This window comes from Natrononativus amylolyticus (assembly GCF_024362525.1).
Lineage (GTDB): Archaea > Halobacteriota > Halobacteria > Halobacteriales > Natrialbaceae > Natrononativus > Natrononativus amylolyticus.
In genome coordinates, this window is record NZ_CP101458.1 from 2851708 (window position 1) to 2878696 (window position 26989).

Consider the following 26989-nt stretch of genomic DNA (forward strand, 5'->3'; position numbering starts at 1 on the left):
GATCGTGCCTGATAGCGCGATGGGTTACCACTCTCGAGCCAGATACTCCTCGAGCCGGCTGAACACCACGTGGTGATCCGCCTGGAGGTCGTCGAGCGGCGACTCGTAGCCGGCCTCGTTGAACCACTCGAACATCACGGCGTACTCCTCGCCCTGGCTCTCCTCGACCTCGTCGATAGAGAGGTGCTGCGCTCGCACTTCCGTCCCGAGAACGTCGGCGAAGCGCACCGCCATCGACCGCAGCGTGAGTTCGTCGCTCGCGAGTTCGTACGCCTCGCCCAGGTGCCGGTCGGGGTCGGCGAACACAGACGCGACGAACGCGCCCAGGTTCTCGATGTCGAGCACCTGCAGCGGCTCGCGGGGCTCGAGGCCCATCGCCAGCGTGCCGTCTTCGATCGACTCCCGGAAGCCCTCGAAGTTCTGCATGAAGAACACGGGGCGGACGACCGTCGCGGGGAGCCCCAGGTCGTCGATTCGCTCCTCGAGTTCCCACTTGGAGTCGAAGTGGGAGATGCCGGTGTCGCGCTCGGCTCCCCCCACAGAGGAGAAGACGAGGTGGTCGATTCCGACCTCGTCGGCGAGTTCGAGGACGTTCGTGCCCTGGGAGACCTCGCCGTCGTAGCCGTGCTCCCAGAAGTTGGTGACCAGGAAGACGCCGTCGGCCTGTTCGACCAGCGGCTCGAGGCTGTTCTTCTCGGCGAGGTCCGCCTGGACGACTTCCGCGCCTCTCTCGGCGAGTTCGTGCGCTTCGGGCTTGTTCTGATCGCGGGTGAGCGCGAGGACCTCGACGTCGCGCTCGAGGAGTGCGTACGCGACCGAGCCACCCTGGGTGCCGGTCGAACCGGTAACGAGGACAGTGTCTGCGGACATAGCGGGACACCTACCAGCGGGAGCCACAAGAAGCTGATACCCTCGAGTGCAGCGGGGGTCACTCGAAGCACTCGAGTGCCTCGCCTTCGAAACGTGGGTCCGGCTCGAATTCGGGGTCTGGAGAGGCGCGGTCGCTCTCCGCCCTGAGGACGACCCGGTCGTCGACGGAGTACGTGACTCGCGTCTCCCACTCGTCGCCAGCAGATTGGGAGCCGTCGTCGTGGTGGATGGCGCTTGCGATATCGTAGACGAGCGAGACGACGACGCGTTCCTCGCCGTTTCCAACCGCACCGACTTGCGCCGCGGTGGGTTCGAATCCGAACCCGGCGGCGTCCTCTCGGTGGTAGTCGACGAACGCGTTTCGGCGGTGAGCCTCCTCGTACCGCGTCACGTACTCGAGGACGTCCTCGTGCGAGAGCGATGCGGGCGGCTCGGGATACTCGAGCGGCGGTATCGCCTCGTCGTCGGCCGGGGCCGACGGCGGTTCCGGCGGCGTTACCGGGCAATCGTAGGTGAATTCGACCGACGACTCGAGCGGCGGCTCGGAGGCGGTATCGAACTCCGGCGGCGTCGCGTACTCGGTCTCGGGCGTCGCGTTCGCCCGGGAGGGGTCGTCGTCGGATTCGATACTCGAGACGCAGCCGGCGACGCCGACGGACGCGAGTGTCACGAGGAGGGCGCGACGAGAGGGGGGACGGGACATACGTTACCACCGTTCCGCCGCGAGAAAAGGTTCAGGGGATCGAACGGTTTCGATCAGTCGTTTTCCTCGAGCAGCCGGTCGATCATCTCGTCGGGGTCGAAGCGCTCGATGTCGTCGTAGCCCTGGCCGACGCCGAGGAACAGAATGGGTTTGCCGGTGACGTGGGCCACGGAGATGGCGGCCCCGCCGTTCGAGTCGGCGTCGGCTTTCGTCAGGATCGCGCCGTCGATCGACGCGGCCTCGTCGAACTCGCGGGCGCGGTTGACGGCGTCCTGGCCCGCGACGGCCTCGTCGACGAACAGCGTCATGTCGGGACCGACGACCCGGTCGATCTTCTCGAGCTGGTCCATCAGCCCCTCGTTGGTGTGCAGGCGGCCGGCGGTGTCGCCGAGGACGACGTCGACGTCGTTGGCCTCGGCGTACTCGACGGCGTCGTACAGCACCGCGGCGGGGTCGCCGCCCTGCTGGTGGGTGATAAGCTTCGTGTCGAGCGCCTTCGCGTGCTCTGCGATCTGCTCGTTGGCGCCCGCGCGGTAGGTGTCGCCGTTGGCCATCACGCACGAGTAACCGCGCTCCTCGAAGTAGCGGCTGAGTTTGGCGATGCTCGTCGTCTTCCCGACGCCGTTGACGCCGGTGAAGACGATCACCAGCGGTTTGTCCTCGACCGCGATCCGCTCGTCGAAGTCGAACTGGCCGACGCTGATCACGTCGTAGATCGCGTCGCGCAGCGCCTCCTCGACGACCGCGCCGGTCGAGGTGGTGAACGTCCGGGTCTCGCCGACCAGTTCGTCGCGGATATTGTCGAGGATCTCCTCTGCGACGCCCATCTCGACGTCGCTCGAGAGCAGGGCCATCTCGAGTTCGTGTAACGGCCCCTCGAGGTCCTCCTCCTCGATGACGAACTTCCCGCGGACCATCGACTTGGCCTTCCGGCCGAAGCCGATCGAGTTGCCGTCGTCGTCCGCGTCTTCATCGGGCCCCTCGTCGGGCTCGAAGTCGGCCGCCGGTCGGTCCTCCTCGAGCGCTGGATCGGGGTCCACCTCGTGGGACTCGAGGTCGGCTTCCGTATCGTCGACCGTCGCACCCGACTCCTCGGGCGTCGTCGCGACCTCGTCGGGGTCGGTCGTCGAGGGGCGGTCGGCCCCGTCGGGTCGCTTCGGGTCGACCGGCTCGCCGTCGATCGCCTCCGCGTCTGACTCGAGTCCGTCGGGTTCGAGCGCCTCGTCGGTCGCCTCCGCGGCGTCCGGTTCGCCGTCCTCGAGTTCCTCCTCGTCGACCTCCTCGACGTTCTCCTCGGCCGCCTCCTCGGCGTCTTCGCGGAAGCTGCCGAGTTTCTCCTTCAGGTTGTCGAACATCGTCTCCCCCTACTCGTCGGGATTCTGCTGGCCCTGCATCTGCTGCATCTGCTGTTGCATCGCCTGCTGCTGGAGCTGCTGGGCTTTCCCCTCGAGCTGTGCGCTCTCGGCCTCGAGGTCGGCGATCTGGTCGGTGAGTTCCTCGATGTCGTCGTCGAGGCGCTCCTTCTTGTTCTCGAGGGCGGAGACGGCGCCCTCCCGTTCGAACTCCGCGGCGTAGTCGGCGCCGAGTTCGACGATCGCCTCGTCGATGTCCTCGATCTCGGCGCGGACGTAGGCGCCGCCACCGAGGGGGACCTGGACGACCGAGCCGGTCTCGAGTTGCTCGAGAGCGGTGATCGCCTCGTCGACCTCGCCCTGCTCGGTGCGGACGGCCTCGACGCTGGTCTCGAGGGCCTCGATCTGCTCCTGAAGTTCCTGGAGCTGCTGTGAGAGTTCCTGGAGTTCCTGCTGGCTTGCGCTCATGACTAGGTCTGGGTCAGGCAGTCGGAAGAATCTTCCCTTCTATCGAAGTCGGCGGTCGGAGCGACGAATCGGGTTGTGAGCGACGAACCTCGAGCTTCGAGGGTGAACCGCGTGACCGGCCCGCGCGAGCCAAATCGGTTTTGCTCGCGCGACCGTACTATGTTTCCAATGAGCGAACTCGAGCCGTCCGAACTGCTGCCCAGCGACCGAATGCAGCGCCAGGTTCTCGAGGGTGAGGTGACCCAGATCCACCGCGGCCACCGGTACGCCGAGCAGGGCGACACGTTCACCATCGAGGGGACCGCCTTCGAGGTGACCGACGTCACCGAGCGCACCCTCGGCGACCTGACCGACGCGGACGCGCAGGCGGAGGGGATGGAGAACCTCGAGGCGTACGAGCGGCTGCTCGAGCGCGCCCACGAGAGCTTCGAGTGGGACGACGACAGCGAGGTCGTCCGCCACCGGTTCGAACGGCGCGAGTAGTCCGGCGACTCGAGCGGCCGACACCGAGAGCCGGGGCTCGACGCGAGAAAAGACGAGAACCGCAGTCGCGTACCGGCGTTACTCGAGGTAGCCCAGCGCGTCCTCGATCCGGCCGAGTTCGGGGCCGGTGGTGTCGTTGCCGACGACGTAGCCCGCGTCGTTTGCGACCAGTCCCGACCCCACGAGGGGCGCGCCGTAGTTGATCGTCCCGACGTCGGCCCGCACGTCGAGGACCTCCTCGAGGGCGTCGAGTTCGCCGTCGGTCGCTTTCGGATGGCAGAGCACGCCCCGGTTGGTCGCCACGGCGGCCGTGCCGACGGTGCGGACGCCGCCGAGGTCGCCCCGCTCGACGGGGACCTCGAGGGCGTCCTTGACGATCCGGACCGCCTCGCGCGAGAGGTCCGCGTGGACGTACGCCCCGTAGTCGTTCGCGAGGACGACGTTGCCGGCGGCGTTGATGCTGCCCGGCAGCTCCGTGACGGGAACGTCGACGGCCTCCTCGAGGCGCTCGCGCTCGTACTCGAGGACGCGACTGCTGACGAGGAGGCCGTTCTCGTTGCCCGTCGCGAGCGCGCCGACGGTCGAGGAGCCGCCGACGGTCGTTCCGACGGCGGACACCTCGAGTTCGTCGGCGAACGCCTCGACGACCTCGTCGTCGGCGTCCGGCCGGACGAGCACGCACGAGTCCGTCGCGCGGGCGAAGACGCCGATGTATGCCGATCCGGCGAATGCGGCGCGAAGCACCGTTAGTCGGCGACCTCGGCCTCGACGACCGACTCGCCCTCCTCGTCGAAGCGGGCGGCCCGCACGCGGAGCTTCCGCGGCGGGTTCGCTCGCCCTTCGGACCAGACGGTCTCGTTAATCGAGGGGTCGAGTCGGATGGCGTCCTCGTCGACGGCGAACTGTTTCGCGAGGTGGGCGCGGACGATCTTCATCGCCGCGTTCGCGGCCTCGTGGTTTGCGCCCTTCTTGACGTCGCGGAGGGGAACGGTGACGACGCGCTCCTCGAAATCACTGGCACTCATGATTACTCGTCAGTGTCGTTGCGCCGCCAGTTGCGTCGCTTCGGGTTTCGCTGGACGTTCATGTCGGTCTTCAGCATGACCCACGCGGGAACGCGGCTGTTCTGGTTCTCGAGGTGGGCCAGGCGCTTCTTCTTGGCCTTCGATTTCTTACCCATAGTGGCCGGAGGTAGCCCGCGCTGGCTTAAAATCTTGTCCATCTCGAGGAACCGCCGTGAAACCGCTCTCCGGCGCCGTAGCGGCCGGTCGGCCGGTTTCGGGTCGCGGCCTACGCGTACCAGGCGATCGTCGTCGCCCGGTGGCGGGTGTCGTAGGCGTCGAGCCCCTCGCCCGTGAGCCGTCGCACCCGCAGGTCGTCGTACAGCGTCGAGTGGGTGTAATCGAGGAACGTGACGGGGACGACCAGCTCGTCGTCCTCGCGGAGCGCGCTCGCGAGGATCGTGTAAACGTGCTTGTGGCGGTCGTCCTTGACGAACCCCCCGACGACCGGCGCCGTCTGCTCGAGGGCGGGAACCGCCTGGAGCGCGTCGACCGACCGGCGGGTGAGCTCGTAACAGAACAGCCCGGTGTCCTCGCCCGCGAGCATTGCCTCGAACGACGTCTCGGACTCGAAGCGCGAACGGAGATCCCGCGCCCCGAACAGCACGTTGTCCTCGACCGAGCCGGCGACGTAGCGCGGGACGTCGTAGCTGGTGTGCTCGCGGAACCCCTCGACGAGCCCCTCGGCGACCGCCATCGGATCGCGCGGGTCCGCCCCCGAGAACGCCTCGACGGTCGACGGCTCGGCCGACCGGTACCCCCGCAGCGCCGAGACGGTGTGCGGGCGCGCGTCGCCCGCCGAAACCCGCTCGAAGAAGGCCGGGTAGCTGTCGTAGACGAAGCGGACGTCGCCCGCCTCGAGCGCCGACAGGTCCGCGACGAGCTCCTCGAGGGGGCCGTCCGCCAGTCCGAGGTCGTCGTCGACGACCGCCGCATCGGCGGGGTCGGCCGTCGCCCACTCGAGGTTGGCGACGGACTCGTCTGTCTCGCGGTCGACCGCCGAGACGGCGCCGTCGCGCTGGAGGAGTCGGTGCGAGTCGAGCGTGGCGACGTCCTCGCCGGCGGGACCGAGGCGCTGGGCGACCAGCGGGTCGAGATCCTGACGGGTGAGGTTCGTGCCGGTGAACCGATCGTAACCGAGGACGACGTTGTAGATCGCGGTCCCGCCGCCGAGGGCGGTTCCGCCGCCGACGGCGCCGGCCAGCAGCTGTCGGCGCGTCAGATCGGTGTCCATTCAGGTCGACTGATTGGTTCCCGGAACGAAATGTGTTTCGTCGCACCAGCGGCTCGCCGAAATCCGTCCGACGGCTCACTCGAGACGGAACCGCTCGAGCGTCGAGTACACCGGCCCCTCGTCGGTGAGGGTGCTCTCGGTGAGTCGCACCTCCTCGACGCGGAACGCGCCGATCGTCGGCTCGCGCTCGCGAACCCGCTCCTGGACGAGCTCCTTCCCGTCGGCGTGTTCCATCCGGGCGAGGGTGACGTGCGGGGTGAACTCGTGGGTTTCGGGATCGAACCCCATCTCGACCGTGCGGTCCTCGAGCGCCTCGTGGAGCCGCGTCAGCTCGTCGCCGCCGGCCTCGAAGCCGGCCCAGAGCACGCTGATGTACTCGAGGCTCGGGAACACGCCGAGGCCGCCGACGCGGGCGGTGAACGGGTCGACGTCCGCCTCGGCGACGCCCGCGGCGAGTTCGCGTTTCAGCTCTGGAAGTCGGGTCTCGGAGACGTCACCCAGGAATTTGAGGGTGACGTGGGCCTGGCCGGCATCGGTGAAGTTCAGCCCCTCCGCCGCCGAGAGCGTGTCCTGGACGTCGCCGACCGCGTCCGTGAGTTCGTCGGGGAGGTCGACGCTGACGAACAGTCGCATGAGCGAGGGTTCGACGGCCCCTCGCTTGAAGCTGTGGCCGGCGGCCCCCTCGAGTCGGGACGCAGCCCTTAACAGTCGTCGCTGCGAAGAACTGACAATGACTGATCGCGAGGACGACGCGGACCGCCGTCACCGGTTCTCCGAGGGTGCCGGCTTCGAGGAGTCCTACGAGGAGTTCGACCTCGACCCGCCGGAACTCGACGTCGACCCCTCGCGGGTCGACCCCGTCGACTCCCGGGTTCTCACGGACTTACTCGACGAGCACAACGTCGGCAGCGACGACGTCGACGCCGAGGAACTGCTCGACGTCGGGCTGAACTACATGGGGATCAACCGCTTCGAGCAGGCCACCGAGGCGTTCGAGCGCGCCGCCCGGTTCGCCGACGACGACGGCGTCGCCCAGGAGGCCTGGGTGAACAAGGGCGTCGCCCACGCCGAACTCGAGGAGTACGACGAGGCGATCGGCGCCCACCGGGAGGCGCTGCGGATCGACGACGAGAGCGAGCACGCCGCCAGCGCCGAGACGAACCTGGCCTACGCGCTCTGGGAGTTCGGCGAGACCGCCCAGGCCCTGGAGCACGCCGAACGGGCCGTCGAACTCGACGAGCGGTTCCCTCAGGCGTGGTACAACCGGGCCTTCTTCCTCTCCGAGCGCGGCCTCGCCGAAGAGGCGCTCAACTGCATCGACAACGCCATTCGGCTGGGCCAACGAGACGCGACGGTGCTAGAGGAGAAGGCGCGCATTCTCGAGGAACTCGGCGAGTACGACGAGGCCGACGAGATCGCCGAGGAGGCGAACGAACTGCGCGAGCGGGCCGAAGAGCGACTCGTCGAGGAGCGCGAGCAACGCCAGCACCAGCGGGAGTGACGAGTATGAGCGCGACCGATTCTCGACTCCTGGTCACCGAACGCGAGACCCCCGAAGGGCTGTTAGTCGCCCTCTGTGACGACGACGTCCTCGGGCAGACCTTCGAGAGCGGCGAGTTCTCGCTGACGGTCACCGAGGAGTTCTACGGCGGCGAGACCGTCGACGAGACCGCGGCCGTCGACAGCTTACAGCGGGCGGCCGTCGCCAACATCGTCGGGACGCGGGCTGTGGACCTCGCGATCGAAGCCGACATCGTCGACGAGGCGAACGTCCTCGAGATCGGCTCGACGGTACACGCACAGTTCCTGCGGATGGGCTGAGTCGAGCGAACGGGAGAAGTGCCCTTTTCCGCGGCTGCGGGTCGCGAGGAGAAACGCGGGGGCCGTTCGAGTGCCGGGCACAGGACTTTGGCGCTCGTTACCGTGGTACTCAGAAACGCGCGGCGCGTTGGTGATTCGAACGATGGAGAGCGTCAACCCGGCAACCGGCGAGGTATTCGAAACGTACGACGACCACACCGGCGGCGACCTCGAGACGATCCTCGACGACGCGGTTTCGGCCACGGAGTCGTGGGCCGAGACGGGGATCACGGAGCGCCAGCAGCTGCTCGAGCGGGCGGGCGAGATCCTCCGCGACCGGGAGGACGAGTACGCCGAACTGATCAGCCGCGAGATGGGCAAGCCGGTCGACGAGTCCCACGCAGAGCTCGAGAAGTGCGCGTGGGTCTGCGATTACTACGCCGAGCGAGCGGGCGAGTTTCTCGCGGACCGGGCGGTCGGCAGCGAGGCGAACGCCCGGACGTTCGTCTCCTACGAGCCGCTGGGGGTCGTCCTCGCGGTGATGCCCTGGAACTTCCCGTTCTGGCAGGTGTTTCGCTTCGCCGCGCCCCACCTCACCGCCGGCAACGTCGGCCTGCTCAAGCACGCCTCGAACGTCCCGGGCTGCGCGCTCGCGATCGAGGAGGTGTTCCGCGACGCCGGCTACTCCGACGGCGTCTTCTCGACGCTGCTGGTCGGTTCCGACGCGATGGAAGACGTGGTTCGGGACGACCGCCTCGACGCGGTGACCCTGACGGGAAGCGAAGGGGCCGGGCGAGCCATCGCCGAACAGGCCGGCAACGAACTGAAGAAGCACGTCCTCGAACTCGGCGGGAGCGACCCGTTCGTCGTCCTCGAGGACGCGGACCTCGAGGCGGCGGCCCGTACCGGCGTCGCCGCCCGAACGATCAACTCGGGGCAGTCCTGCATCGCGGCCAAGCGGTTCGTCGTGGTCGACGACGTCTTCGAGGAGTTCCTCGAGCGGTTCGTCTCGGAGATGGAGTCCCTCGAGGTGGGCGACCCGCTGGAATCCGGGGTCGAGATCGGCCCGCAGGCTCGCGAGGATCTCATGGAGGACGTCCACGAGCAGGTCGAGGCGAGCGTCGAGGCGGGGGCGACCCTCGAGTGCGGCGGCGAACCGCTGGATCGCGACGGCTGGTACTACCCGCCGACGGTGCTCGCCGAGCCGCCCCTCGACAGCCCCGCAGCCGAGGAGGAGGTGTTCGGCCCGGCTGCGGCGGTCTTCCGCGCCGCGGACGAGGCGGAGGCGATCGAGATAGCGAACGACACCCGCTACGGACTGGGCGGGTCGATCTGGACCGACGATCTCGAGCGCGGGGAGCGACTCGCCCGCGAGATCGAGGCCGGCTGCGTGTTCGTCAACGAGCTCGTGAAGTCCGACCCCCGGCTGCCGTTCGGCGGCGTGAAGGCGTCGGGCTACGGCCGCGAACTCGCTCGGGAGGGGATTCGCGAGTTCGTCAACCGGAAGACCGTCTGGGTGCAGTCGGCGGGCGAGGACGACGACGTCGTCGCGACGGAGTGAGGGGGAGATCACCGATGCCAACAGCCGCCGATCTGCTCGTCGACTGCCTCGACGCCGAGGGGGTCGAGTACGTCTTCGGCCTGCCGGGCGAAGAGATCGAGGAGCTGCTGTTCTCGCTCCGGGATTCGCCGATCGAGTTCGTTCCGACCCGCCACGAGCAGGGGGCGGCGTTCATGGCCGACGTGCACGGTCGGCTGACCGGCGACGCGGGCGTCTGCCTCGCGACGCTGGGCCCCGGCGCGACGAACCTCATCACGGGCGTCGCCGACGCCCAACTCGACAAGAGCCCGCTCGTCGCGATCACCGGACAGGGCGGTCGCGAGCGCCTGCACAAGGAGAGCCACCAGGCGCTCGACGTCGTCCGCGTCTTCGAACCCGTGGTCGAGTGGAACGCCCAGATCACGGACCCGGAGATCGTCCCCGAGTCGGTGCGAAAGGCGTTCAAGCTCGCGGAGTACGAGAAGCCGGGCGCGACCCACCTCGAGTTCCCCGAGGACGTCGCCCGCGAGGGAATCGACGCCGAGCCGATCGCCGTCCGCGATCAGGTGCGCCGCCCGGATCCGGACGACGAGTCGGTCGAGCGGGCCGCGGCGCTGATCGCGGACGCCGAGCGACCGATCGTCCTCGCGGGCAACGGCGCGGTTCGGACCCGCGCGGCCGACAGCATCCGGGCCCTCGTCGACCGACTCGAGATTCCCGTCGTCGCGACGTACATGGGCAAGGGCGCGATCTCCGACCGCGACCCGGCCTCCCTGATGACGCTCGATTCGGGCCCGAACGACGAGGCCGCCCGGGCGATCGAGCGGGCCGATTGCGTCGTCGCGGTCGGCTACGACATCGCCGAGCACGACCCCGAAGGGTGGAACCCGGACCTCGAGAAGGCGATCGTCCACGTCGACGCCGAACCCGCGGAGGTGTACCGCCACTACAACCCCGACGTGGAGATCGTGGCGGACGTCGGCGCGGCGCTGGGAGCGATCGACGACCGGCTGTCGTCGGACGCCTGCTCGCTGTGGTGTCGCGAGCTGCACGACCGCCTGCTCGAGTCGGCGACGGAACCGCCGGACGAAGACGACCCGATCACGGTTCGAAACGCACTTCCCCTGCTGCGCGACGCGATGGCCGACGAGGACGTGCTCGTCTCCGACGTCGGCAGCCACAAGATGGCGATCGCGCAGTCGTTTCCGGCCTACGAGCCGAACACCTGCGTGATCTCGAACGGACTGGCGAGCATGGGGATCGCCGTTCCGGGCGCGCTCGCGGCCGACCTCGCGGTCGACGCGAACGTCGTCGCGGGGACCGGCGACGGCGGCTTCCTGATGAACGCCGCGGAGATCGAGACCGCGACGCGGCTCGGCTGCGGGTTCACGATCGTCGTGTTCAACGACGACGACTACGGCCTCATCTCCGAGCAACAGGTCGCACACCGCGGCGAGCACGCCGGAACGACGCTCTCGAACCCCGATCTCGTTGGTTTCGCCGAGAGCTTCGGCATCGAGGCTCGCCGGCCCCGCACCTGGGAGGAGGTCGAGCGAGCGTTTTCGGAGGCGATCCCGTCGGACGAACTGACGCTGATCGAGCTCCGGCTCGAGGATTAGGTGAGAACCGCCTCGAGTGCGAAAGCGAGATGCTGCGGCTGCTTCGAGCCTCGCCGTGGATCGGCGGATCGCGCCTCAGAGATCGGTCTTCGTGAATCGGTAGTAGCCGATCGCGACCGGAACGACGAGCCAGAACAGCAGGACGACGATCCCGAACCAGTCCTGGAGGTAGAACGGTGCCTCGCCCGGATAGCGCTCGGCAGGGGTCATCGTGGCCGCCTCGAAGTCCTCGAGGCCGTACTGGAAGGCAAACGGGAAGACCTCACCCTCGATGACGCCGTTCGCCACGGTCGTGTAGGCCGACATGGGGTTGAACTGATCGACGACGAGGTACCACGTCGCGGGTTCGACCGGCGGCCCCTCGTCGTAGATGAGGTAGTACGGACCGGCCGTGACGAGTTCCCAGAGCGCGACGAACAGCATGTAGACGCCGACGACGAGCGCCATGGACTTCCCCCGGGTCGAGACGCCCGCGGAGGCGCCGACCGCCAGGCCGGCGAAGGTGGCCCCGAACAGCAGCGTGAGCGCGGCGAACCCGAGCCAGTCGACGAGCGGCACGGAGCCGAAAAAGACCGCTCCCAACACGAGGGCGAGAGCGAACGCGAGCAGGATCGCCGTGGCCACGACCGCCACCCGGCCGATCAGTTTGCCGACGACGACATCGGTCCGGTTCGGCGGCAGGCCGAGCAGGAGTTTGATGCTGCCCGACCGGCGCTCGCCGACGACGGCCATGTAGCCCGCAATGAGCGCGGCGATCGGAACGATCGTCTGGAGCGGGAAGCCGAGAAAGCCGAGCACCTCGGCGGCTCCGGCGTCGGGGTCGACGTACCAGATCGCCGTGTACCCGACCGCGACGATGCCGACGAGCAGCGTCACCAGCCCCCAGAGCAGCTTCGACCGGCCGGCGTCCTCGAAGTCCTTGCGGGCGACGGTAACGATCTGCGAGCTCATCTCGGCACCTCCGCGTCCGCGACCACGGTATCTGCTGCGTTCGTCGGCCCGTCGGCGTCCCCGTCGCCGTTCGTCAGCGCCGTGAACAGCGACTCGAGCGAGACGTCGTCGATCCGCACGTCGAGAACGCTCGAGCCCGCGTCGTCGAGCGCGATCACGACTCCCGCCTTCGCGGCCGGACCGGCGACCGCGCACTCGAGGACGTGGTCCGCAGCGGTGACGTCGGTGACGCCCGAAACCGCGGCGGCGGTCTCGCGGTAGTCGGCGGCGGAACCGGCGAGCGTCAGTTCCACCGTCGCGCCGCCGCCGACCGACTCGCGCAGCCCTTCGATGGTGTCGACGGCGACGAGTTCGCCATCGTTGAGGACGCCGACGCGGTCACAGACCGCCTCGACGTGCTCTAAGATGTGACTCGAGAAAAACACCGTCGTCCCCCGATCGGCCTCGGCGCGGACGAGTTCCTGCATCTCGCGGATGCCGAGCGGGTCGAGCCCCGAAGAGGGCTCGTCCATGATGAGCAGGTCGGGGTCACCGACGAGCGCCATCCCCGTTGCGAGGCGCTGGCGCATCCCCTTCGAGTAGCCGCCTGCAGGTCGGGCGGCGTCCTCGGGTTCCAGACCCACCCGTTCGAGAATCGCGTCCGGGTCGTCGTCGGCGTCTTTGGTTTCGATCGCGAACTCGAGGTGGCGACGTCCCGAGAGCCGCGGGTAGACGTCGAACCCCTCCGGAAGCACGCCGACCCGGCGGCTGATTTCGTCGGGTTCGGCCTGCGCGTTGTGGCCGAGGACCGTCGCCGACCCCGCCGTCGGCCTGACGAAATCGAGCAGCATGTTGATCGTCGTCGACTTTCCCGCCCCGTTGGGTCCGAGAAAGCCGAACACTTCCCCGCGCTCGATCTCGAGATCGAGTCCCGATACCGCCGTTACGTCGCCGTAGCGCTTGACCAATCCAGTCGTTCGTATCGCAGTCATCGGTGAATCGGTGACCGTCAGGTCACGGCCGTTGTCAGAACACTCCGGATAGCTGTACAATAATACTTGGTATTCTGCCGACAAAACCGCGAGCGGAATACCATCCGATACTCCGGCGAGATCGAGGGGATCGGTTCCGTAGCCAATCACCTATGGATTTTTGGTGTGTGCGGGGCTTGCAGTAGCCATGAACTTGTCACCCACTGACGCGCTGGATCAACTCCGGCAGCCGGAGTACACTGGGGAGAATCGCTGTATCCCGTGTACCGCCGTCAACGCCGTCATCGCCGCCGTCATCGCCGGTTTCGTGGCAATCGTCTCGCCACCACTCGGCGTTCTTGCCCTCGTCCTCTCGGCGGCAGCGATCTACCTTCGGGGCTATCTCGTTCCCGGAACCCCCTCGCTGACCAAGCAGTACTTCCCGGACTGGCTGCTCGCAAAGTTCGACAAGGGCCCCGCCGTCGCCGGGATGCCGGAGATGGACGACTCCCACGGCCCCGACCCGCTCCACGAGCGGGAGGGCGCCCTCGACCCCGAGCGGACGCTGCTCGAGAGCGGCGTGGTCGAGCCCTGCGCGACCGAGGACGACCTCTGTCTGGCCGACGGCGTCCGCGAGGAGTGGCGCGCGCGGATCGCCGGCCGACGCGGCGGCGACCGCCGCCAGCAGGTCGCCGACTTCCTCGAGTCCGAGCCCGACGCCGTCGAGGTGACGACGACCGACGACCACGTCGTCGTCCGCCACAACGGCCGTCTCGCGGCCCGCTGGGAGTCCGACGCGGCCCTGCTCGCGGACCTGGGTGGGATGGACCTGCTCGCCACTCACGTCCCGAGCTGGGAGCAGTTCGACCTCGAGGACCGCAGCCAGGTCGTCAACGGGCTCCGGGCGTTCGTCGAGGACTGTCCGACCTGCGACGGCACCGTCTCGATCGACGAAGAGACCGTCGAGTCCTGCTGTCGCTCCCACGAGGTGTACGCCGTCACCTGCGAGGAGTGCGGAGCGCGCGTACTCGAGGTCGCCCAGTAGCGGGCCGGTCCGCGAGCGGCCGGCTTCTGCGATAGCCCGACGATCGGCCGTTCGTTACCCCCGGTTCGGGCAGTGCCGACCGAAGGAGTGTTTTGTGTCGAACCCCTGCTAGACGCCAATGAGCCAGCAGGACCTCGAGCCACTCGACGTCGAGGCGATCCGCGCGGAGTATCCGATCCTCGAACGGGAGTTCAGCGTTGCGTCTCCGACGCAACGAGCAGACGGCGAAGCCGTCGACGACGGATCGCAGCTCGTCTACCTCGACAACGCGGCGACGACCCAGACGCCCGATCCGGTGGTCGACGCGATGAGCGACTACTACCGCGAGTCCAACTCGAACGTCCACCGGGGGATCCACCACCTGAGTCAGGAGGCCTCGATTGCCTACGAGGAGGCCCACGACTGCGTCGCCGAGTTCATCGGCGCCGACGGCCGCGAGGAGATCGTCTTCACCAAGAACACCACCGAAGCCGAGAACCTGGTCGCCTACTCGTGGGGACTGAACGAGCTCGGCCCCGGCGACGAGGTCGTGCTCACCGAGATGGAACACCACGCCTCGCTGGTCACCTGGCAGCAGATCGCCAAACGGACGGGTGCCGACTGCAAGTATATCGAGATCGACGAAACCGGGCGTCTGGACATGGACCACGCCCGCGAGTGCATCACCGACGACACCGCCATCGTCTCGGCGGTCCACGTCTCGAACGCCCTCGGCACGGTCAACCCCGTCTCCGAGCTGGTCGACCTCGCCCACGACCACGACGCGCTGGCGTTCATCGACGGTGCACAGGCCGTCCCCAACCGCCCGGTGGACGTCGCCGACATCGGCGCCGACTTCTACGCCTTCTCGGGCCACAAGATGGCCGGTCCGACCGGCATCGGCGTCCTCTACGGCAAACGACACCTGTTCGAGGAGCTCGAGCCCTACCTCTACGGCGGCGGCATGATCCGGAAGGTCACCTTCGAGGACTCCACCTGGGCCGACCTCCCCTGGAAGTTCGAACCCGGCACGCCACCGATCGCCGAAGCGGTCGGCCTCCACGCGGCGGTGGACTATCTCGAGGAGATCGGCATGGAGCGCATCCGTGAGCACGAAGAGATGCTCGCGACCTACGCCTACGAGCAACTCGACGCAGAGGGCGACGTCGAACTCTACGGTCCCGAACCCGGCCCCGACCGCGGCGGCCTCGTCGGCTTCAACCTCGAGTCCGTCCACGCCCACGACCTGGCCTCGATCATGAACGACCACGCGGTCGCCATCCGCGCCGGCGACCACTGCACACAGCCGCTGCACGACAAGCTGGGCGTGGCGGCGTCGGCTCGAGCCTCCTTCTACGTCTACAACACTCGAGAGGAGGTCGACGAGCTGGTCGCGGCCATCGATGACGCGCGTCAGCTGTTTGCCTGACGCGCGAGGACCTCGAGTGTCGAGGAGACGCGACCGACGCCGCGAGAACGGACGCGAACGCAGAACCGGCGTTTCCGAACGGATACACGATTCGCAGCCTGCGCCGATCCGGCGGAGCATGGGCGACGGTCACGGAGATCCGGACCACGCCGGACTCCCCCATCACGTCGAACTGCCTCCCGCCGACCTCGAGGCGTCCGGACCCGCCCGGACCCGACGGGGATCGAAGTCGAGGTGGTCGGTCCCGAACGACGGCGGTCGTCGCCCGAAACTCGGCGGAGAACGCGCGACCCGGTACGGCGTCACGGGTTCACGAACTGACCGAAGTTATTATTCAGATGCCACGTCTCTCACAGGGTATGAGCGAGCCGTCAGAGGAAGGAATCCCGCCCGCGGAGGCGTTCTCGGTGCTCGGAGACGAGACGCGGGTCGCCATCGTCCGGGCGCTCGGCGAAACGCCGGGCGAGGCGCTGTCGTTCTCGGAACTGCGCGAGCGCGTCGGCGCCCGCGACAGCGGGGGGTTCAACTACCACCTGAACAAACTCGTCGGCTCCTTCGTCCGTCGTACCGACGACGGCTACGAGCTTTCCTACGCCGGCGTTCGGGTCGTCGGCGCGATTCTGGCCGGGGAGTACACCAGGCGCGGCTCCGCGGGCACCTTCGAACTCGAGTCCGACTGTACCGTCTGTGAGACGCCGCTTTCGGCGACCTACGAGGACGAACGCGTGACGATCCGGTGTGTGGCGTGCGACGAACTGCGCTCGCGGTTCGGATTTCCGCCCGGCGGGTTCGAGAACCGAACCGTCGACGAACTCACAGACGGCTTCGACCGCTGGCTCACTAACGTGATGTCGCTCATCGCCAGCGGCTTCTGTTTCAACTGCGCCGGGAAGACGAGCGGGCGGTTGACCGGCGACGTGGAGCACTTCGGCGACCGGCCGGTCGGCGTCGAGTTCATCTGCGAGCGGTGCGGCGACCAGGCGACGCTGTCGGTCAACTCGTACCTGCTGTTACAGCCGGCAGTGGTCGCGTTCCACTACGAGCACGGCATCGACGTCGACGAGGCGTACGTCTGGAACCTCGAGTACGTGCTCGATGCCGACGTCACGGTGCTCTCGGAGGAGCCCTGGCGGGTCAACTCGGCGCTCGAGCTCGAGGGTGACCGCCTCGAACTCGTCCTCGAAGAAGACCTGTCGGTCTCGATAGCGGACTAACAGAACCGTCGTTCGGTTCGCCGCCCGGCAGAAATGTCGTTCTGCAATCATATATGGGGCCGGCAGCCGTCGTCAGCCTATGCGACAACTGCTTCGGAATCCTGCGTTTTGTCGGCTGTTCTCGGGTCGACTCGTCACGAACGCGGGCGACAGCCTCTACTACGTCGCGGCGATGTGGCTCGTCTACGACCTCTCGGGATCGACGTTCTACACGGGGCTCGCGGGTGCGCTGACGCTCGCGCCCCAGGCGTTCCAGTTCCTCGTCGGTCCGCTGGTCGATCGGTGGTCGCTCCGCGCCATCCTCGTTCGAACCCAGGTGGCGCAGGGAGTACTGGTGCTCGCGATTCCGGTCGCCGCGTGGACCGGCTCGCTGTCGGTCGGAGTCGTCCTGCTCGTGATGCCGTTGCTCTCGATGCTCAACCAGTTCGTCTACCCGGCCCAGAGCGCCGCCCTCCCGCGAATCGTCGACGAGGAGGAACTCGTCGAAGCCAACTCGGCGTTCTCGTTCGCCTATCAGGGCGTCGACATGGTGTTCGTCGCGCTCGGCGGAATCCTGGTTGCGGTCGTCGGGGCGGTTTCGCTGTTCGTGGTCGATTCCCTGACGTTCGCCATCGCGGCGGTGATCTTCGCCGGTATTCGGCTCCCGCCCACCGACGGCGGTACGGAGAGCGACGGTACGGCGAAGGGTAAATCGGTGGCCGCGGACTACCGCCGGAAACTCTCGGAGGGCGTCGGCTACGTCAGGGGGTCGGTTCTCGTCCCGATTCTCGCCGCCTCCGTCGTCGTCAACTTCACGATCGGGGCGGCGATGGCGGTTCTCCCCGCGTTCGCGGACCTCCGCGGCGGGCCGGAAGCGTACGGAACGCTGCTCGCGGCCGTACTCGCCGGAATTCTGCTCGGTGCGCTCGTCGCGTCGCCACTGAAGCGGTTCGGCCTCGGACGGCTCAGCGTGGTCGGCTTCGCCGTCAGCGGACTCTGCTGGTTCGCCGCCATCTCTGCCCCGTCGATACGCGCGACCGCCGTACTGTTCTGTCTCGCCTGGATTCCCGTCGGCGTGACGAACGTGATCTTCGCCGCGATGGCACAGACGATCGTTCCCGACGGACTGCTGGGACGCGTGATGTCGCTCGTCGCGAGCGCCTCCGCGGCGGCCCAGCCCGTCGGGTCGCTGCTCGGCGGCATCGCCGGAGAAGCGGTCGGCAGTACGCTCGTCATTTCCGCCGTCGGTGCCGGGTTCTGTGCGCTCACGCTCGTCTACCTCGGACATCCGATGCTTCGGGAACTGCCGGCGATCGAGGAGATCGAACCCGAGCGGTACGGCCTGGGTCATCCGGCGGACTGACCGTCCTCGAGCCCGACGGAGCGGCTCCGAAGACGCCTCGGCGGATGCGATAACGGCCGCAAACAGCCGCTCCCCGTCATCTCGCAGGCGCACACCGGGGACTTATCAGTGAGAAGGCACTAGCCTCGCGTGCCGAGGTGAGAGCTATGACAGAGACAGTGCTCGGATACCCGGATCGCGATCCGGATCCGCTGACGACGCTGGTCGAGGTTCTCACTGCGGCGACCCGGTATGACTTCGCGCTCGCGGTCATACCGCTGGCGTTCGTGGTTGCGGTGGTCGCCGCGACCGCGTTGAACCTGACGGTGATCCAGGCGCTCGTGCCGGCCGCCGTCATCGGGATCATCGTGATCGTCGACGCGTGCTACCTGAATCCGCCGGTCGAGCCGGATTCGGAATAGTACGCAAACCACACCCGTTCATCGGACCCGACAGCTCGAGCGGCGGCGCTCCGTCGGTGTCCATCCCCTGCGGCGGTCGGAACCCTTTTTGGACGAGCGACCCTACGAGAGGCGTAATGGGACTCGGCTCCGATATGTACCGACAGCAGATCCTCGACCACTACAAGAACCCGCGTAACTACGGGGAACTCGAGGATCCGACGTTCAGCCACGTCGGCGAGAACCCGATGTGCGGCGACGAGATCCGCATGGATGTCCGCCTGGCCGAGGACGAGGAGACGATCGAGCGGGTCGCCTTCTCCGGCGACGGCTGTGCGATCAGCCAGGCCTCCGCCAGCCTGCTCTCGCTCGAACTCGAGGGGAAGACCGTCGACGAGTTACTCGAGATGGACCGCGACGATATCGTCGACATGCTCGGCGTCGACATCTCGCCGATGCGGATCAAGTGCGCCGTCCTCGGCGAGAAGGTCGCCCAGGACGGGGCGAAGATCTACCAGGGCGAACTCGAGAGGGAGAAGACGACGACTGAGGACTGATATCGTCTCGCGTTCTTTGCAGCAGCGCGGGACGGGCTTTCGCGGGCTCTGTCGAAACCCTCGCTGGGAAACACGACTAGTGAGTAGCGCAAGGCTGGATAGATACCCCACCGAAGTCACGCCCTCCGATTCGACGATGCGCTGTCGTGCTGGCCCGGCGTGCTGTCGACCCGAAAAGAACTGCGTATAGAGCGTGAATGCCCGGGTTAAAACGAGTGTTCTCGATTCGTCGTGTTCGGATCAGTTACTCTTTCGAGATGAAATCGACGTCCCGAAACTCGAACCTGGCCCCACCAGTAGCACTCTCCGACACCGTACACGTCCAGCCGTACACGTCGGCCAACTCCCGGACGAACGCAAGTCCTAATCCGGTTCCGCCTTCGTCTGATGCCGTCGTGAATCCCGTTTCAAACACGGTGTCTCGGTCCTCACTCGGGATACCACATCCATCGTCCGCCACGTGAAATCCGTTCGGCGTGTTCCCTACCTGAACAGTGACGTCTGTGCCTCCGTGCTGGACCGCATTTTCGAAGAGATTTCTGAACAGATGTCGGAGGTACGTCTTGTCTCCTCGTATCTCGCCGTCGATCTCGAACTGGAGCGTTGCATCAGGTGCGTCCACCTCGCGCCAGGCGTCCCATGCCGCATCCGCGAGCGACACTAAATTCCGTTCACCAGCCGACGTCTGTCCGTGCGTCAAGACCAGCAGCACGTCGATCATGTTCTCGATGCGATCGAACGCTTCGACGACGTAGTCCACCGCTTGCGGGGCCGTCTCAGCCGGCAACTGCTGGCTGTAAATCTGGCCGATCGTGACCGGGTTCCGCAGTTCGTGGGCGATCATGCTGGCCAGACTCTCGAGGCGCTCGTTCGACTCCTCGAGATTGCCGATTGTCTCCTCGAGCTTCCACTCGCGTTGGCGGCGTTCGAGTTCGTACTTCACCCACTGTCCCATCAAGTGGTGGAACGTCCGTTCGATGTCCGAAAACCCGTCATCTCGCGGTTCGGTCGAAACGAACCAGAACGTTCGGTCGACGTCACTCTCTATTTCAAGGTACGTCCCGAGGTACGACCGCACGCCGAACTCGTCATAGCACAGTCTGCCCTCGAACCCGTCGCTCACAGGATCCGTAATCGGACAGGTCCCCCCAGTACTCGCAGGCACACTGCAGTACGTTTCAGAGAGTGGATACGGTTCGCCTGGGACGAGGTGTTCGTGCTCCCCGTTCATGACCTCGACCTCGAACCGATCACTCGCCGGCTCAGCGATGGCGATACCGCCGAGTTCCATGTCGAACCGTTCACAGCCAAGATCGAATACGGCCTGGAGCTTCTCCTCGAACGCCCGATCGGGGTCGGATGTGATCTGGTACAATCTCCGCTGGGCCCGTTCCCATTCCCTCCGTTCGCTCGTGTCGCGAACCACTGCGAGCAGGACCGGACGGCCGTTATGCTCCATCCGAGACGCGGAGATCTCTGTCGGAATTGTGCCCCCCTCTTTGGTTCGACACGTGAGTTCGTCTATCCATCCAGTGCCGTCCGCGAACACCTCCTCGGCGAATTCTCTGAACTCGTCGAGCTCGTCGGGGTGGACGTCGGAGGGGCTGAGGGTCAGCAATTCGTCGTGCGTGTAGCCGAGCATCTCGGTTGCGGCCGGGTTCGCGTCGACAAACTCGTCTGCCTCAGGGTCGACGATGAGGATGGCGTCGTGGCTGCTCTCGAAGACTCGCTCGAGGAACGCTTGTCGTTCCTTCAACTCAGTCTTCACCTCGGTTCGCTCCCGCAGCGTCTGCATCATTCGGTCGACCTTCGTCTCGACCTCCTCGGAGTCGAAGAACTTCTCGGGTGGTGTGTAATAGGTGTTCTGCGAGACGGTGTTGTCGGCGATAATGTGAGGGTGGGTCTTGATAACGTCGTGGATGATCGCTGTCGGGAACCGGTCTCGGCTGTACTGGCACATGACAACGTAGTCTTCGTCCTGGTAGAGCGGATTGAGCACGGCCTCGTACTCGACTAGCTCGTCGGCGCTCGTGTCCCCGTCCAGTGCCCACGTCATCTCCGCGGCCGCTCTGAGTCCCGTGTAGCCACCCTCGTCTTTCGCCTGTTCGAGTGACTCTTCCCAGAACGCGAGCATCGCGGTCCGATCGAACTCACCGGTTCGGCGGTACGTGTCCGCTGGCGTGAGGACAGAGAGCGCACCCGATTCGAGAACGGAGTCGACGTCGATACCGTAGTCCTGCATCGCCGAGAGGACGTCTTCCGTAGAATTGTCGTCGGCGACGTACAGACAACGCTCGCCACGTTCGAGGCCCTGAGAGATGAACGGGATAGCAGATGCAAATTGGTCTTCGTGGCTCTCGTAAATGAGTGCGAAATGATCGTTTGAATGCCTGTGGTCGTCGGAAGGTTCGACCGGTCCACGAAACTCCGGGCTCTGACGCAGCGCCTCTAGTCCGCTCTCACGGCCTAGTACTCTCCGCTGGTTGTTCCGGCCATCTTCCTTACTCATTAAAAAGTAGATACCTAGTGGAAGTCCTTAACATTGGTCATTAGCAGGTCAGGTGACACCATCTCGCTGTCTCCCGTCAGTGATAGGCGGAAACTCGAGGCCGATCCGTCTCGATAGGCCGGCAGTCAGCGAGTCGATTCCTAGGGCGGCGACTCCGCGTGCGATTTGGGGTCGTCCGACGTCATGTAGACTTCGAGAACGCCGTTCTTGAACCAGGCTTGACTCATCTCGGGCGACTCCCACGGAAGGTCGACGCGTCCGACGACGGTGCCGGTCTTGCTGATGACGAGTTCGTTCGTTTTCGGGTTAACGCCGACGGAGAGATCGTCTTTGCTCGCGCCGGGAATATCGGCGATGACCATGAACTCCCCGTCGGCGAGACGAGTGTCGATCAAACAGTCGTCGGACGCGGATGGGCTCGCCCGTTTCGTCCGCGTCCGATTCGCACGTTCTGCGCGCTGCTTTCGGCTCGTCCGCTTCCCGGTGCGAGACGGGCGCGGTCGAACGCGTCGACTCGAGGACGACGCACCGCCCGCGTCGTCTTCGACGAGTTTCCCCAGTCCGTCCGACAGCGATTGCAACCCCGCCTGAAGCGAGGCCTCGAGGGCGGCGCCGAGGCTTGTTCCCTTGCGGTGGCCGCCGGGCGGGGCGTTCGCCGCTTCACTGGTCTCCCGGTCGGTGTCGTCTTCGTCGCTCATGAACGTTCGTCCCTCCGTTCTACCGTGTCGAATGATGGCATCTACCAAGATAAAGCTCCGGATTCACTACTTTTTGTGATTCATCACTGGAGATATCTACCGAAAGGGACTGTACGGCGTTTCGGTGACGACGTCGATGGGGCACGTCCGACAGAGGGAAAGCCGGCTTCGAGCGCCTACAGCGTCTCCTTGTACGCCTCGAGCGTCTCCTCGACGTCCTCTTCCGTGTGCCCGTAGCTGACGAACTGGGACTCGAACTGGTTTTGCGAGAGGAAGATTCCCTGCGCTTTCATCTGTCCCCAGAAGACCCGGCGCCAGCGTTCCGTCTCGGCTTGCTTGACGTCGGCGGCGTTCTTCGGGCAGTACTCGTAGCGCGGGCAGTCGGGGTTCTGCGTACAACCGGCAGAACACTGGCCCTCGAGTTCCCCGCTGCCGGGACCCTCCCGCGTGAAGATCACCTTGAACATGCTGTCCGTGCCGACGACGGTGTAGCTGGGGGCCTGGTCCGCGAGAATGTCCGTCAGCCCCGCCCGAAGCCGCTCGCCCAGCCCGTTGACGTGGTCGTAAACGTCGTTTTCGGCGGCGAATTTCAGGGTCTCGAGGCCCGCCGCCATCGTCACGGGGTGGCCGGAGAAGGTGCCGGCCTGGAAGACGTCGCCGGCGGGCGCGAAGCCCTCGACGATCTCCGCGCGGCCGCCGATCGCGCCGACGGGGAACCCGCCGCCGACGATCTTGCCGAAGGTGGTGAGGTCGGGGGTGACGCCGAACTCGCGCTGGGCGCAGCCGAGGCCGCCGACGCGGAAGCCGGTGATCACCTCGTCGAAGATCAGGAGCGAGCCGTGTTCGGCGGTGATCTCCCGCAGGAACTCGTGGTAGCCGTCGATCGGGTGGACGATGCCGTAGTTCGCCAGGATCGGCTCGACGAGCACTCCTGCGATGTCGTCGCCGTGTTCGTCGAACGCCTCTCGAATCGCGGCCTCGTCGTTGAACGGCACCGGGATCGTGTGCTCGGCAAAGGACTGCGGGATGCCCGCCGAGGAGGGTGAGCGGCTCTCGAGGTCGCCCTCCACTAACGTCGACTCCTGGGCGCCGTGGTAGCCCCCCTGCATGACGACGATCTTGTTCCGTCCGGTGTGACCGCGGGCCAGGCGCACCGCCGAGACGGTGGCCTCGGTGCCCGAGTTCACGAACCGGATCTTCTCGACGCTCTCGACGTGGCGGGCGACGAACTCCGCGAGGTCGACCTCGACCTCCGTGGGGGTGCCGTACATCGGCCCCTCGCTCGTCGCCCGCTGGATCGCCGCCGTCACCGGTTCGGGGAGGTCGTGACCCAGCAGCAGCGGCCCGAGTCCCATCACCCAGTCGACGTAGCGGTTGCCGTCGGCGTCGACGACGTGGCCGCCCTCTCCCTTCCGGACGAAGAACGGGTAGGGTTCGATCGCGGCTCGAACCGCGGAGTTGACCCCGCCCGGCATCACCGACAACGCCCGGTCGTACAGCGCGCGTGACTGCTCGTCGTTCATGGCCGGGTGGTTGGAGGTGGGACGACAAAGGAGTACCGAGGTTCGATGGCGAGCAGGTTCGGGGTTGCCGTGTTTCAGAGGCGGTCGGCGACGTCCTCCGCGAAGTAGGTGAGGATCAGATCCGCGCCCGCCCGCTTGATCGAGAGCAGCGACTCGAGCGCCGTCGACTCGAGATCCAGCCACCCTTTCTCGGCCGCGGCGTGGAGCATCGCGTACTCTCCCGAGACGTTGTAGGCGGCGATCGGATGGTCGAACTCGCGGCGAAGGTCGCTCACGATATCGAGGTAGGGGAGGGCGGGTTTGACCATCAGCACGTCCGCGCCCTCCTCGACGTCGAGAGAAACCTCGCGAAGCGCCTCGCGGCGGTTCGCCGGGTCCATCTGGTAGTGGCGCCGGTCCCCGAAGGCGGGGGCGCCGTCGGCGGCGTCGCGGAACGGGCCGTAGAAGGCGCTCCGGTACTTCGCCGCGTAGCTCATCACCGGAACGTGCTCGTACCCCTCGCGGTCGAGCGCCTCCCGAATGACGCCGACCATGCCGTCCATCATGCCCGAGGGCGCCACCATGTCCGCCCCTGCGGCCGCGTGAGAGGTGACGATCCGCTCGAGAGCCGTCAGGGTCGCGTCGTTGTCCACCGTCACGGTGGCCTCGCGGTCGGCGGGGTCGCGTTCCGCGCCGCGGGCGGCGTGATCGTGTGCCGTCTCGAGACCCGCTTCCAGGGGACCGCAGTGGCCGTGGTCCGTGTACTCACAGAGGCAGACGTCCGTGATGACGTAGGCGTCGGTCTCGCCCGTGATTCGACGAGTGGCCTCCTGGATCACGCCGTCGTCGGCCCAGGCGCGGCTCCCCCCGGGGTCCTTCGACCCGGGGATACCGAACAGCATCACCGCCCCCACGCCGGTCTCGAGTACCTCCTCGACGCGGGTCACCGCCTCCTCGACGGGCACCCGCTCGTGGCCGGGCATCGACTCGATCGGAATTCGCTCGTCGGTCGTCGCGTCGACAAACACCGGTGCGATGAGGTCCGACGGCTCGAGGCTCGTCTCGCTGACGAGCCCCCGGATGCGGTCCTGGCGGAGCCGGCGGGGTCGGTGGGTGAGGTCCATACCGGCACTATCGAGGGAACGGGCAAAAGCGGTGCGCTCGAGGCGCGAGTCGACGGGGACGGGCGACGGGTCGATCGGTGGACGGCGAGGCGGTTACCGCAACCGGTCCGCGACCGACGAGGTGAACTCCGTCCGGGTGTCGCTCTCCCAGAGCTGTCTGGCCTTCGGGACGATCCCCTCCCGGAAGTACAGAAAGAGGACGATCAACAGCGCGCCGAAGACGGCGGTGCGCCACTGGCCGGCCTCCTGGAGGCGTTCGTTGAGGTAGATGATCACGCCGGCGCCGACGACCGGGCCGTACATCGTTCGCATCCCGCCGAGGACGAGCATGATCAACACCAGCACGTCGACGGCGGCGAACTCGAACATCGACGGGACGATGTAGCGCTCGGACTGGGCGTACAGCGGCCCGACGAGGCCGATGATCGCCGCGCCGGCGAAGCCGGCGACCGTCTTGTAGCGGACGACGTCGATGCCGACGGATTCGGCGGCGACCTCGTCCTGGCGGATCGCTTTGAACGCCAGCCCGTACTTCGAGGCCATCAGGACGCGGTAGAGGACGAGCGTGGCGGCCAGGAAGACGAGCAGCACGTAGTAGAGCGCGACGAACGGGTTCCAGTTCAGCGTCTCGGTGAGAAACGTGACCTCGAGGCCCGTGAAGGCGAAGCCGGTGTTGCCGCCGGTGATGTCCCGCGCGCCGACGAAGAACTGCGTGAGCGCGAGCTGGAGGCTGAGCGTCAGGATCGCGATGACGATCACGGTCATCCCCCGCCGCGCGGAGACGTAGCTCACGAGCAACCCGAGGGCGCCGGCGGCGAGTCCGCCGACGGGCCACACGAGCCAGGCGGAGACGCCCAGACTCTCGGCCAGCAGCGCGGTCGTGTAGGCGCCGATTCCCGCCAGCGCGCCGACGAACAGGAACAGCTGGTCGGTGTGACCGAAGACGAGGTTGAGCGCGACGGTGAGAATCGCGAACACCAGGAAGATGACCAGCAGGCGCGCCTGGTAGGTCATCCCCGCCTCGACGACGAACAGGGGTAACAGCGCGAGCGCACCCACGACCAGCGCGACGTCGCCGAACGACCGAACCCGATCGAGGGGGCCGCTCGAGTCGGCTCGCTCCGGCTCGCTCATCGTTCCTCCGGACGAGTGTCACGTTCGACTGAGGGAGTGGTGAGTGTCATGATCAGGCGATTTCGTTCGGTCGCAACACGAGTACGCCGACCGCCACGGCGAACAGGATCACCATCGAGACGTAGGCGCCGATGAAGTAGTTCCCGAAAGTGATCACGAGACCGAGCAACAGCCCCGCGGCGACGGTACCCTCGATGTTTCGCACGCCGCCGACGATCGAGACGATGATACCGAAGATCGTGAACTCGAAGGCGTCGCCGGGACCGACCGCCGACTGCAGGCTCCAGAGCAGTCCCGCGATCCCCGCGAGTACGACGCTGAGCACGAAGATGAGCGTCCGAATCCGGCGCGGGTTGATCCCACAGAGCAGCGCCCCGGTCTCGTCCTGGAAGACGGTTCGGGTCGCCTTGCCGAGGTAGGTCTTCCGGAGGAAGACGAACAGCGCGAACAGGACGACGCTCGCGACCGCGACCACGAGCAGCGTCGAACCGCGCACGCTCACCCCGGCGACCGACTGCGACGGGACACCGTGGGGCAGCGAGTAGCCGAGCGGGTAGTAGACGTACAGCAGGCCGTCGAGGAAGATGGCCAGTCCCAGCGTCGTGAAGATACCGAGCAGGATCCGATCTTCCCCCTCCGAGCGGTAGACGCTCGAGAGCAGCGCCCGGTCGACGCCGAGGCCGAGGCCGGCGACGGCGGCGACGCCCACGACCGCCGCGAGCGCCGTGTGGGGCACCATCGGCAGCACGACGATGCCGGCGACGACGGCGATCACCGAGAACACGCCAAGCGAGAGGTTCAACACGTTCCCCAGGCCGAATACGAGGGTGATCCCCGCGCCGAGGAGCGCGAACAGCAACCCGCGAGCCACTCCGTCGACCGCCACCTCGAGGAGTGTTATCACAGCCATTGGTCTTTCTTACCATTCACCCTGCTCCGTTTATACTTTTCCGAACCCGTACGAGGCGGCAGCGTACGGTCACGCGGAGACGGCGGGGGGAGGGTGAACCGACCGTCTCGCTCGACGGTCGCGACGGCGGGGGCC

General features: G+C 66.8%; 28 protein-coding genes. 11 read left to right on the forward strand and 17 right to left on the reverse strand.

Annotated features, from left to right (window positions below; translation table 11 throughout):
- Window positions 1-24: 24 nt before the first annotated feature.
- Genes NMQ11_RS14815 through pfdA form a run of 4 tightly spaced genes read right to left on the reverse strand, consistent with a single transcriptional unit; the run spans window position 25 to window position 3393 of the window.
- Window positions 25-870, reverse strand: a complete 846-nt coding sequence (locus NMQ11_RS14815) for an NmrA/HSCARG family protein (RefSeq protein WP_255169220.1) — start codon at window positions 868-870, stop codon at window positions 25-27.
- A 58-nt stretch (window positions 871-928) separates the two neighbouring features.
- Window positions 929-1573 carry a hypothetical protein gene (locus NMQ11_RS14820; RefSeq protein WP_255169221.1) on the reverse strand — a complete coding sequence of 215 codons (645 nt, stop codon included), beginning with the start codon at window positions 1571-1573 and terminating at the stop codon, window positions 929-931.
- A gap of 53 nt (window positions 1574-1626) precedes the next feature.
- A complete protein-coding gene (gene ftsY / locus NMQ11_RS14825) occupies window positions 1627-2928 on the reverse strand; it encodes a signal recognition particle-docking protein FtsY (RefSeq protein ID WP_255169222.1) in 1302 nt (433 codons plus the stop codon).
- Window positions 2929-2937: 9 nt separating this feature from the next.
- On the reverse strand, window positions 2938-3393 hold the full coding sequence (gene pfdA, locus NMQ11_RS14830) for a prefoldin subunit alpha (protein ID WP_255169223.1): 456 nt from the start codon (window positions 3391-3393) through the stop codon (window positions 2938-2940).
- Between the two features lie 168 nt (window positions 3394-3561).
- Between pfdA and NMQ11_RS14835 the strand changes: the two genes are divergently transcribed.
- Window positions 3562-3876: an ASCH domain-containing protein gene (locus NMQ11_RS14835; protein WP_255169224.1), complete on the forward strand. Its 315-nt coding sequence runs from the start codon at window positions 3562-3564 to the stop codon at window positions 3874-3876.
- Between the two features lie 78 nt (window positions 3877-3954).
- Here NMQ11_RS14835 and NMQ11_RS14840 read toward each other — a convergent pair whose 3' ends face one another.
- From NMQ11_RS14840 to thpR, 5 genes are all read right to left on the reverse strand, one after another.
- On the reverse strand, window positions 3955-4620 hold the full coding sequence (locus NMQ11_RS14840) for a translation initiation factor IF-6 (RefSeq protein WP_255169225.1): 666 nt from the start codon (window positions 4618-4620) through the stop codon (window positions 3955-3957).
- 2 nt (window positions 4621-4622) lie between these two features.
- On the reverse strand, window positions 4623-4901 hold the full coding sequence (locus tag NMQ11_RS14845; RefSeq protein ID WP_255169226.1) for a 50S ribosomal protein L31e: 279 nt from the start codon (window positions 4899-4901) through the stop codon (window positions 4623-4625).
- 2 nt (window positions 4902-4903) lie between these two features.
- A complete protein-coding gene (locus NMQ11_RS14850) occupies window positions 4904-5056 on the reverse strand; it encodes a 50S ribosomal protein L39e (RefSeq protein WP_255169227.1) in 153 nt (50 codons plus the stop codon).
- 110 nt (window positions 5057-5166) lie between these two features.
- Window positions 5167-6171 (reverse strand): hypothetical protein, encoded by a 1005-nt coding sequence (locus tag NMQ11_RS14855; RefSeq protein WP_255169228.1) that lies wholly within the window; start codon window positions 6169-6171, stop codon window positions 5167-5169.
- A gap of 75 nt (window positions 6172-6246) precedes the next feature.
- Complete coding sequence (thpR, locus tag NMQ11_RS14860) at window positions 6247-6804, reverse strand: RNA 2',3'-cyclic phosphodiesterase (RefSeq protein WP_255169229.1); 558 nt, start codon at window positions 6802-6804, stop codon at window positions 6247-6249.
- A gap of 97 nt (window positions 6805-6901) precedes the next feature.
- On the opposite strand from thpR, the gene NMQ11_RS14865 reads away from it, so the two are divergent.
- From NMQ11_RS14865 to NMQ11_RS14880, 4 genes are all read left to right on the forward strand, one after another.
- Window positions 6902-7672, forward strand: coding sequence for a tetratricopeptide repeat protein (locus NMQ11_RS14865; protein WP_255169230.1), 771 nt, complete (start codon window positions 6902-6904; stop codon window positions 7670-7672).
- Between the two features lie 5 nt (window positions 7673-7677).
- The gene (locus tag NMQ11_RS14870) at window positions 7678-7992 is read left to right on the forward strand and encodes a DUF424 domain-containing protein (protein WP_255169231.1); all 315 of its coding nucleotides are present in this window, start codon (window positions 7678-7680) and stop codon (window positions 7990-7992) included.
- Window positions 7993-8134: 142 nt separating this feature from the next.
- Window positions 8135-9532: an NAD-dependent succinate-semialdehyde dehydrogenase gene (locus NMQ11_RS14875; protein WP_255169232.1), complete on the forward strand. Its 1398-nt coding sequence runs from the start codon at window positions 8135-8137 to the stop codon at window positions 9530-9532.
- 14 nt (window positions 9533-9546) lie between these two features.
- Window positions 9547-11130 (forward strand): acetolactate synthase large subunit, encoded by a 1584-nt coding sequence (locus NMQ11_RS14880; RefSeq protein WP_255169233.1) that lies wholly within the window; start codon window positions 9547-9549, stop codon window positions 11128-11130.
- Between the two features lie 75 nt (window positions 11131-11205).
- Here the strand turns inward: NMQ11_RS14880 and NMQ11_RS14885 are convergent, their stop codons facing one another.
- Complete coding sequence (locus NMQ11_RS14885) at window positions 11206-12081, reverse strand: ABC transporter permease subunit (RefSeq protein WP_255169234.1); 876 nt, start codon at window positions 12079-12081, stop codon at window positions 11206-11208.
- Window positions 12078-13052, reverse strand: a complete 975-nt coding sequence (locus NMQ11_RS14890; RefSeq protein ID WP_255169235.1) for an ABC transporter ATP-binding protein — start codon at window positions 13050-13052, stop codon at window positions 12078-12080. Before NMQ11_RS14890 ends, NMQ11_RS14885 begins: the two co-directional genes overlap by 4 nt.
- Window positions 13053-13239: 187 nt before the next feature.
- Here NMQ11_RS14890 and NMQ11_RS14895 point away from each other — a divergent pair, with 187 nt between their 5' ends.
- From NMQ11_RS14895 to NMQ11_RS14920, 6 genes are all read left to right on the forward strand, one after another.
- Entirely contained in the window at window positions 13240-14076 is an 837-nt protein-coding gene (locus tag NMQ11_RS14895; protein WP_255169236.1) for a phage holin family protein, read from the forward strand.
- Between the two features lie 118 nt (window positions 14077-14194).
- Window positions 14195-15484, forward strand: a complete 1290-nt coding sequence (locus NMQ11_RS14900; protein WP_255169237.1) for an aminotransferase class V-fold PLP-dependent enzyme — start codon at window positions 14195-14197, stop codon at window positions 15482-15484.
- A 359-nt stretch (window positions 15485-15843) separates the two neighbouring features.
- On the forward strand, window positions 15844-16698 hold the full coding sequence (locus NMQ11_RS14905) for an ArsR/SmtB family transcription factor (protein ID WP_255169238.1): 855 nt from the start codon (window positions 15844-15846) through the stop codon (window positions 16696-16698).
- Between the two features lie 79 nt (window positions 16699-16777).
- Window positions 16778-18040, forward strand: coding sequence for an MFS transporter (locus NMQ11_RS14910; RefSeq protein WP_255169239.1), 1263 nt, complete (start codon window positions 16778-16780; stop codon window positions 18038-18040).
- A 146-nt stretch (window positions 18041-18186) separates the two neighbouring features.
- Window positions 18187-18441, forward strand: coding sequence for a DUF8015 family protein (locus NMQ11_RS14915; RefSeq protein WP_255169240.1), 255 nt, complete (start codon window positions 18187-18189; stop codon window positions 18439-18441).
- Window positions 18442-18557: 116 nt separating this feature from the next.
- Window positions 18558-18977 (forward strand): iron-sulfur cluster assembly scaffold protein, encoded by a 420-nt coding sequence (locus tag NMQ11_RS14920; protein WP_255169241.1) that lies wholly within the window; start codon window positions 18558-18560, stop codon window positions 18975-18977.
- 244 nt (window positions 18978-19221) lie between these two features.
- On the opposite strand, the gene NMQ11_RS14925 is transcribed toward NMQ11_RS14920, so the two are convergent.
- The 6 genes from NMQ11_RS14925 to NMQ11_RS14950 all read right to left on the reverse strand — a co-directional run bounded on the left by NMQ11_RS14925 (window position 19222) and on the right by NMQ11_RS14950 (window position 26854).
- Window positions 19222-21486 (reverse strand): MEDS domain-containing protein, encoded by a 2265-nt coding sequence (locus tag NMQ11_RS14925; protein WP_255169242.1) that lies wholly within the window; start codon window positions 21484-21486, stop codon window positions 19222-19224.
- A 140-nt stretch (window positions 21487-21626) separates the two neighbouring features.
- Entirely contained in the window at window positions 21627-22184 is a 558-nt protein-coding gene (locus tag NMQ11_RS14930; protein WP_255169244.1) for an Hsp20/alpha crystallin family protein, read from the reverse strand.
- A gap of 176 nt (window positions 22185-22360) precedes the next feature.
- Window positions 22361-23707: a glutamate-1-semialdehyde 2,1-aminomutase gene (gene hemL, locus NMQ11_RS14935; RefSeq protein ID WP_255169246.1), complete on the reverse strand. Its 1347-nt coding sequence runs from the start codon at window positions 23705-23707 to the stop codon at window positions 22361-22363.
- A 74-nt stretch (window positions 23708-23781) separates the two neighbouring features.
- On the reverse strand, window positions 23782-24810 hold the full coding sequence (hemB, locus tag NMQ11_RS14940; protein WP_255169247.1) for a porphobilinogen synthase: 1029 nt from the start codon (window positions 24808-24810) through the stop codon (window positions 23782-23784).
- Window positions 24811-24903: 93 nt separating this feature from the next.
- Window positions 24904-25944: a branched-chain amino acid ABC transporter permease gene (locus NMQ11_RS14945; RefSeq protein ID WP_255169248.1), complete on the reverse strand. Its 1041-nt coding sequence runs from the start codon at window positions 25942-25944 to the stop codon at window positions 24904-24906.
- Window positions 25945-25996: 52 nt separating this feature from the next.
- A complete protein-coding gene (locus NMQ11_RS14950) occupies window positions 25997-26854 on the reverse strand; it encodes a branched-chain amino acid ABC transporter permease (RefSeq protein ID WP_255169249.1) in 858 nt (285 codons plus the stop codon).
- Between the last annotated feature and the right edge of the window lie 135 nt (window positions 26855-26989).